The sequence below is a fragment of the cf. Phormidesmis sp. LEGE 11477 genome, from assembly GCF_015207105.1.
Lineage (GTDB): Bacteria > Cyanobacteriota > Cyanobacteriia > Phormidesmidales > Phormidesmidaceae > Phormidesmis.
In genome coordinates this window covers 1-7,729 of record NZ_JADEXO010000186.1, presented here as the reverse complement: position 1 = coordinate 7,729, position 7,729 = coordinate 1, and the positions used below count along the sequence as shown (strand labels likewise).

9 protein-coding genes are annotated in these 7,729 nt (G+C 48.2%); 6 read left to right on the top strand and 3 right to left on the bottom strand.

Features of this window, described 5'->3' with window-relative positions:
* A partial coding sequence (locus IQ256_RS27820) for a hypothetical protein (protein WP_193858942.1) occupies positions 1-563 on the top strand: 563 nt, incomplete at its 5' end.
* 27 nt (positions 564-590) lie between these two features.
* On the opposite strand, the gene IQ256_RS27815 is transcribed toward IQ256_RS27820, so the two are convergent.
* Positions 591-2,063: a DASH family cryptochrome gene (locus IQ256_RS27815; protein WP_193858941.1), complete on the bottom strand. Its 1,473-nt coding sequence runs from the start codon at positions 2,061-2,063 to the stop codon at positions 591-593.
* Between the two features lie 180 nt (positions 2,064-2,243).
* A complete protein-coding gene (locus IQ256_RS27810) occupies positions 2,244-3,230 on the bottom strand; it encodes a DNA/RNA non-specific endonuclease (protein WP_228025356.1) in 987 nt (328 codons plus the stop codon).
* A 251-nt stretch (positions 3,231-3,481) separates the two neighbouring features.
* Between IQ256_RS27810 and sodN the strand changes: the two genes are divergently transcribed.
* From sodN to IQ256_RS27795, 3 genes are all read left to right on the top strand, one after another.
* Entirely contained in the window at positions 3,482-3,955 is a 474-nt protein-coding gene (sodN, locus tag IQ256_RS27805; RefSeq protein ID WP_193858940.1) for a superoxide dismutase, Ni, read from the top strand.
* A 200-nt stretch (positions 3,956-4,155) separates the two neighbouring features.
* A complete protein-coding gene (sodX, locus tag IQ256_RS27800; protein ID WP_193858939.1) occupies positions 4,156-4,509 on the top strand; it encodes a nickel-type superoxide dismutase maturation protease in 354 nt (117 codons plus the stop codon).
* A 24-nt stretch (positions 4,510-4,533) separates the two neighbouring features.
* Positions 4,534-5,022: a GNAT family N-acetyltransferase gene (locus tag IQ256_RS27795; protein WP_193858938.1), complete on the top strand. Its 489-nt coding sequence runs from the start codon at positions 4,534-4,536 to the stop codon at positions 5,020-5,022.
* Positions 5,023-5,040: 18 nt separating this feature from the next.
* Here the strand turns inward: IQ256_RS27795 and IQ256_RS27790 are convergent, their stop codons facing one another.
* Positions 5,041-5,937 (bottom strand): LPS biosynthesis glycosyltransferase, encoded by an 897-nt coding sequence (locus IQ256_RS27790; protein WP_193858937.1) that lies wholly within the window; start codon positions 5,935-5,937, stop codon positions 5,041-5,043.
* Between the two features lie 133 nt (positions 5,938-6,070).
* Between IQ256_RS27790 and IQ256_RS27785 the strand changes: the two genes are divergently transcribed.
* Entirely contained in the window at positions 6,071-7,255 is a 1,185-nt protein-coding gene (locus IQ256_RS27785; RefSeq protein WP_193858936.1) for a hypothetical protein, read from the top strand.
* Positions 7,256-7,382: 127 nt separating this feature from the next.
* On the top strand, positions 7,383-7,729 hold a 347-nt coding region (locus IQ256_RS27780), incomplete at its 3' end, for a cryptochrome/photolyase family protein (RefSeq protein ID WP_193858935.1).

Here is a 7,729-nt window from a genome sequence, read left to right as displayed (position 1 = left end):
CTAATATCATCGCGCCGAACTGTTATCACTATCTTTTTGCAGCTAGCTTCAAAGACTGCTATCCAAAGGCTACTTTCTGGGCAGCGCCAGGACTACAACAGAAAGAACCAGAGCTGCCTATTGATCGAACAATCGATATAGAATCAGCAGAACTAACACCAGGACTACAATCTATTTTTCTCAGTGGATTTAGAACGTTAGGACTCAGTGGATTCGACAGCCTGAACGAGTGCATCTTCTTTCATCCAAAGAGCCGCACTTTGATCTTAACAGATGCTGCTTTTCACTTTGATGCGAGTTTTCCACTGCTGACTCAGCTCATGACTAGAGTATTAGGTGGCTATCAAACCCTAAGTCCATCCTGGCTTGAGCGGATCGCCACAACAGATAAGAAAGCCGTTAGAGAATCAATAGAAGAAATCCTGCGCTGGGACTTTGAGCGCGTGATCATGGCACACGGTAGTGTCATTGAGAAAGCAGGGAAAGAGGCGTTTATCAATGGATACGAAAGTTTCTTGAAAGTTTCTTGGCCAGCTAGCCGCTTTGGGGTTAGCAAAGCGTGAGTATAACCGAGCTTTGTCTGACGGTACTTACCGTCTAGATTTCTTCTGGTGCCAAGCTTCTTCGTATCGGCGCTGATTGATCTCAACCGACTTTTGCAAATCCACTACCGGATTCGGATAGTCTACGCCTAGCCGAACATCAAAGCGTTTTTGCTCAACAGGTTGGAGCTTCCAGGGTGCATGCACTTTCTTAGCAGGCAGATCTGCTAGCGCTGGCAGCCAGTGTTTAACGTATTTGCCTTCTGGGTCATAGTCTTTGGACTGCTTTGGAATATTGAAGTAGCGAAAGCCGCGCGCATCATTGCCGACACCTGCTGTGTAATTCCAATTGCCCCAATTGCTACACACGTCGTAGTCGATTAGCAAAGACTCGAACCACTCTGCACCCATCTGCCAATCAATTCCCAAATTCTTCGTCAGAAAGCTAGCTACATTTTGTCGCCCGCGATTTGACATAAATCCTGTTGCGGCAATCTCTCGCATGTTGGCATCGACAAGCGGATAGCCTGTTTTCCCTTCGCGCCATCGATCGAAGCGCTGCCAATCTTGCTGCCATTTAATCGGCAGTCCGCGAATACCACTTTTACGAAATATCTTACGGCCATACTTGAGGCAGACAAAGCGAAAATAGTCTCTCCAGATTAGCTCAAATATCATCCAATAGGTTGAGTTGTTTTTCTTTCTTTCTCTTTCATAGCGCTGCACTTCTTCGTAGATCTTACGAGGAGACAGACTACCATTGGCTAGCCAAGGAGAGAATTTAGAAGAATAATCGGCACCGAGCATGCCGTTACGAGTCTCTTTGTAAACCTGGAGTCTATCGGCCTCCCAAAAGTAGTGCTGTAGTCGTTTGAGTCCTTCGCTTTCGCCACCTTTGAACTGAAGCACGCCTTTTGGATCAATCAGGGCTTGTTCTAATCCGAGCTCGGACAGACTAGGAAGTTTTCCAAGCTCTAGCTCGGCAGGTAAATGCGGTAGTTTTTTTGGGGTGGGAAAAGTTGGAAATACCTGGCTGTCTTTTTCTACGGCTTTGCAAAACTGTGTGAATACCTCAGGTAACCGGTTTACTTCAAACGGCAGATCGTCAGGATGATACAGCGTTGCTCCCCAGTAAACTTCGGAAGTGACTTTGAGCTGGTTCAGTGCTGATTCTAAACACTGTTCTACTTCTGTTTCTTCTGTAGTAGCTTCTTCGTACCAATAAACGGCAGCGATATTGAAGGCTTTGACTATCGCTGGAATCTCTTCTTCTGGTTTGCCCTGGCGAATGACTAGATTGCCGCCACGCGATCGCATCTCAGCTCTCACATCCGCAACGGTCTCAATCAAAAACTGAGCTCGATAAGCGCCTGTTTTTGGAAAGCCGAATGAGGTTTCTTGAAAGTGTCTAGGATCAAAACAGTAGACCGGAATAATGTCTGCACCCTGTTCTACAGCGCGATGAAGTGGCTCATGATCGTGCAGTCGAAGGTCATTACGGAGCCAGAGAAGGATACGCATTGGGGAAGAAATGAACAAAGTTTTGCAGGCACCTTAGAGTACGACACAACTACGGCCTGAACCCTCTCTACTTAGACGTAAAGCGCTAAGGCAATATCTTCGATCAGACGTTAATACTGCCGGTCAAACGTCTTTGGTTTATCCTGATTGGTTTATCTCGATTAATTCATCTCGACTAATTCATCTTGCTTCAAGCACGGCTTGGATATTCTCGGGAACATCAGATAGCAAGTCGTAGCCCGTAGCAATTTCAATGCGATCTACGGTGGTGCGGTAAGTTTGCCAATCGTCTTCGATGCGATCGCTATTAGGCATATCAACAGCGATCACTTCCGTGCGCCGAGTTACCTTGTCCGTCGTTGAATCCATCACTACCATCACCTTCCATATCCGACCTGGAACCGTTGCCTTACCGACCGAGCCCTTATCGCCGTAGGCACCGCCAATTACGTACAGCGACTTGCCCTGCTGATAGACCAGATCGCGGCCATATTCTTCTAGGTCTCGCCATGGACCACGATTGTTTTCTCTGGCGTGGGGAAAGATATTTGTCATCAAAAAAGTGATCGAATTGTCTTCGGGGGTTGAAGTGCGATCGCCCGATGGAACCATGTGACCTCGGTCGTAGCCGCTGCGCTTATACTCATCAGGGGTGACCTGATAGAAGCCCTGAGGCAACCCGCCATCTACGCGAAAATCATCTTGCCTGCCGCTGCGGCCCAGCCAGCGCGGGTCAACCCACCAGCTAGCCCAGTTTAGAAGATTGCGATCGCGGCTATAGGAGAGCACATACTGATCGCGCTCAACTAGTAAGTTGTTGGGATCTGCCGGGCTAGCGTTGCTAGGATTGCCCAAGCTCAGATGCTCACTGTTAGAAAAATAAGTTGCTTGGCCTAAGCTCAGCTCGGTCTGCGGCAGTCGTTCGCAGGCTAGCCCATTACCGTCTCGATCGAGGCCATAGTAATCTTCGGGAAAAGACGATAGAACGGCTTGAGCAAGCGGCTGATTTTTGAAATCCCCACAGTCACAGTAGCTATCGACGCAGGGGGGCAGACTAGCGTAGATGTCTGAGGACTCTAGATACTCACAGCTAGAAAGACCGACTGCAAGTAATGCGATCGCGCTCTTCATCCATCCTTTCACCTGTCCCATTCCTTTTGTATCCAATACCCTGACTCTTTTAGCTGACGGCCTATGACAAACCGAGAAGGTAGCAATCCAAAGAAGTACATTTGAACTGCATTTCACTATACGCCACAGGAGCCCTTCTTACGTAACGCTATTGACGTAGCACCTAGTCAAACAGCGCCCTATCAACAATGCCCTATAGAAGTAGGGCTTAACGGCTTCCGTAATAGTTCATCCACGTAAAAGCATGAGCGGTATACTAAATTCGTATAGTTTTTCAAACTTCACTTATGTTCAGTACAGTTATTTCCACGCTAAAAGCTTTGTTCCCAGCCCCCGAAGTTCAAGCTCACTGCGATGGCCCCTGCGGTGTATACGATCCTTCTTCTGCTCGGATTGCAGCAGAAGCAGTCGTTTCTATGACCAAGAAAATCTTGGACTTGCAGCACCCAGAAGGCGGCGATACCCAGGCCATGGCATCTTACCAAAACACCGTGTCTCGGTTTATTGCTATCAAAGAAGAGCAGGCTCAAATCACCAAAGACGAGCTGTTGATTCTATGGACTGACTACTTCAAGCCTGTTCATTTAGAGAAGTATCCCGACTTGCACGATACTTTCTGGAAAGCTGCAAAACTCTGCTCTGCGTGCAAAGTAGAAGTCAGCACTCAGCACTGCCAAGAATTAATGGAAGCTGTCCAAAAGATTCACAACATCTTTTGGGAGACTAAGAGCCGTGATGTATCTTGGTATACCGCTAGCTAGTTAACCAGTAGGCATACATCTGTAACAACATGAAATAGGTTTTGCAATGGGTTAAACAATATTGCAAAACCTATTTTTGTGAGGGATTGAGGCAGCAGTACAAGCAGTTACAACAGTTTCTATTGCCCTCTTTCAGGTAATATATAACGGTTCTCGGATACATCTAGAATGAAATCTTGTAGTCGTAAAGTTCTGCTCTTATGAAACTTAGGCTGAAACTTAGGCGCGATTGGAAGGAGATCGGACTTTGGACTTTGGGCAAGCGGTGGCGGTTTCGAGTGACAGGGAATTCGATGTTGCCAACGCTGCATTCTGGTGAAGATGTGCTGGTTTGCCCTATTCCTAGAACGGTCAAAATCTTTCCTGGAGAAATCATCATCTGTCGTCATCCGCAAAGACCCAGCATCAGACTAGTCAAACGGGTGACAGAAGCTTTTTACGACGGCAGTTGCTACGTGCTCAGCGACAATGAATGTGAGGGCAGCGACAGTCGCTCTTTTGGTGTAGTTGCGCGTGAGTTGATTATCGGCAAAGTGACTAGTCGATTGATTTAAAGAGAATAATCGGAGGAGAACCCAATGGCAGCATACAAAATCAGATCGGCCACGCCTGCCGATGTCCTGGCTATCTTTGAACTAATCACAGCGCTGAGTGAGTACGAAAAGCTGGCTCACGAGATGGTGGGTACGCCAGAAGATTTGCACCAGGGACTGTTTGCAAAGAAACCTGTTGCTGAAGCTATCGTTGCCGAAGTCGATGGAAAAACAGTAGGGTTTGCACTTTTCTTCTACAACTTTTCTACTTTTCTAATGAAGCCAGGCATCTATCTAGAAGATCTCTTTGTTTCGCCTGACTACCGCCGTCAAGGGATTGCAACAGGGCTATTGAATTATCTAGCCAATCACGCGGTAGAACAAGGGTGTGGACGTCTAGAGTGGAGCGTTTTGGATTGGAACGAAGACGCCATTACTTTCTATAAGAAAATAGGCGCGCTGCTGATGGATGAATGGACAGGCTGCCGCGTCACTGGAAAGGCACTAGTCAATCTGGCTAAACCAGCAAAGTAGGCACCTTGTAGTATCAGGCTACAGCGTTAGGTGCCGGGCGATCGCAAACCTGATCAGTGCCTTGCCGCGACTCGACTTTCTCACCACTTCAGCTCGCAGGTATTTTCTGAGCAACAGTCTTCCTAATCCTTTGATCCGCGCGTAGGTGCGAACTTTCCACCAGTTCCATCCACTGATCTGGTCATCCTCGTATGCGTACATCGGCGCAAAGGCCAGCTTTCCGTATAGCACATCAGCTCTGTGCGCTTTGCTTAGCTTATTTTGACGATGCTCGGGATTAGGCAGTCCACCATGTTCGCCATAGTTGCGAAAAGGCACATAGTTGTGAAAACCTGCCTCGCGCAGAAAATATTCAATTCCTGAATCCCAGGCTGAATATGCCCTCGGCCCCGGAGAGCGTTCTATCTGCGCCGCCAGCTCAAGCAAAGCAGCCGCACTCTTTGCCGTGATCACATACGCCACCATCGCCGTGGAGTATCCCTGAGCGACCTTTTGAGACTTTTTCGAGGCGGATTCTCGAACAGCTTTAGCATCCTGGCTGAGGTTTGAAACGCTGTAAATTTGAGCGGCACAGGTGTATAGCCAGGCAATGCCCATCTCAGCATCTGACGGGTCGAAAGGCGGCGGTAGTTCGGAAAAATTCTTAACTGGTACAAAGTCAGCCTCTACGACTAGCGTGGGTCGATCTGATTGCAGCGCCTGCTTCCAAGCCTCACAGTGATTGAGCAAGCACAAAAAGCTAGGCGAGTAAGTTTCATATCCTGGCTGATGAACCTGACGTAGCACAGTGCAGTCACACCCAGCCTGGCTTAACGCTTGGGTAAGCTGCTCAGTCGGTTCTTTGTACGCGACAATCAGCGTTTGGCCAATGCATTCTAAAAGTTCTTGATGAGTTCCAGGCTTAGGTCTAGACATACTTACTCTTTATATTTGAGCACTGTATTTGGTAGTTCTATCTTTTCTATGTAGTTACACCGAAAAAAGAAGATGGTCAGATTAATCTGAGCAATACGGTTACCGTAAATTCACCGTAGATCCACTCAGTTTTATGAAGCGCTACGACATTGCCCGTCAAACCAGCGAACCAATGATTGGTCATTTGATCAAGCCAACTGCAAGTTTCAAAGCGGGGGTAGCCCCAGCAGTCAGCCAGCCACCAGCAAGCCAGTCACCAGTAGGCCAGTCACCAGCAGGTCGGTTGACCGCGAACCAGCTAACGGCAAGCCCATCATCGGCTAACCGACCAGAAGCAACACCCTGTTACCGCTTAGAAAAACGCCTGAGCCAAGAAGTAGGTAAGAGAACCTTTTTAGCAACAGACATTCATTCAAACGCAGCGGTCATTGTCAAGCTGCTTTTATACTGCCCAGACCCCCAAGAAGAAGAGATAGAAGCGGCCCGGCTACAGTCTCAGGAGACTAGTTTACACACCTATCAGCTACCCGTGACACTGCCCTATCTAGACTCTTTTGAGACAGAAACAGCGCTGGGTGTAGCACTGGCCTTAGTCAAGCCATATGTGCATCAAAGTGCCACCCCACAGCCCATATCCACTCGTTCTACTCGAAAAGTGCGTCCTGCCACCGCCACGCGCTCACAAACTGCTGCGCGATCGCAAGTAACAGCTACACCGCAAACAGCCTATGCCGACTTCAAAGTGAAATCTTCTTCAGACAAGATTTCTATCCAGTGCTTAGAGTCTCGCATTTGGGCAGGCATTGTCTCTGACGATACAAATAATGGCTTAGAATACTGGCTATTAGCTGTTGTGGGCACTATTGCCTTTGTAGGCGGTACCGTAGCGACTACTGGCTCGATTGGCCTAGGCATTGTGGTTGCCGCGCTATTACCTATCCTTTTCCGGTATGCTACCAGGCCAAAGCGCGATAGAAGGACGAAAAGGCAAGCGATTGTTAGGCTAAGCAACGAATCTCAAGGGCGCACTTTCTTGAGTCTGACCACTGCTCTGATGCCAAAACGAAACAGGATAGGACAAGTGAACGCACCGCCGCTTGAAAGTAAGCTTCACTATTCTCGCCTGTCAGTCAAAGATGTGACCATAGCGCCTGCCTTTTTCGTTAATGGCCAGAATCTATCTGGGGCCAAACTGACGTTCACTTTCTACAACCACGATGCTCCTAGCCCGCGCCTTTGTATAGTTGGTAGCTACCAAGAGATTCGATGGATTCACCGTCATCTTTTGCGGTGGGCCAAGGCAGACAGTTCGAACTAGATAATTCAGACCAGACGGCACAAATTAAGCAGCTCAAACTAGACAGCTTGGAATAGGCAGCGCCAGCTTATAAACCTAAGGTGTCGCTCACGTTACACTAAAGTCGAACGCAAATTTTAGAGCTTGTATGACGGTCGGTGTTTGGGTATTGGGCGATCAGCTTTGGCAAGGACAGTCGGCGATCGCCAGCCGCGAAACCAAAAAATCTAAGACGCCAATCATCTTAATCGAATCGAGAGATTACATAAAGGAGAGGCGATATCATCAGCAAAAGCTAATTCTAATTTGGTCGGCAATGCGCCACTTTGCCAAGGAACTAGAGGCTGAAGGCTGGCAGGTTACCTACGAAATTGCTAGCGATTTTGAAACGCCGCTAGAAATATGGATTGAACAGAACGATATCGACGAACTGCGGATCATGGAGCCCGCCGACCGTCCGTTTGCAGACAGGCTGAATGCCCTATCGCTAAACTG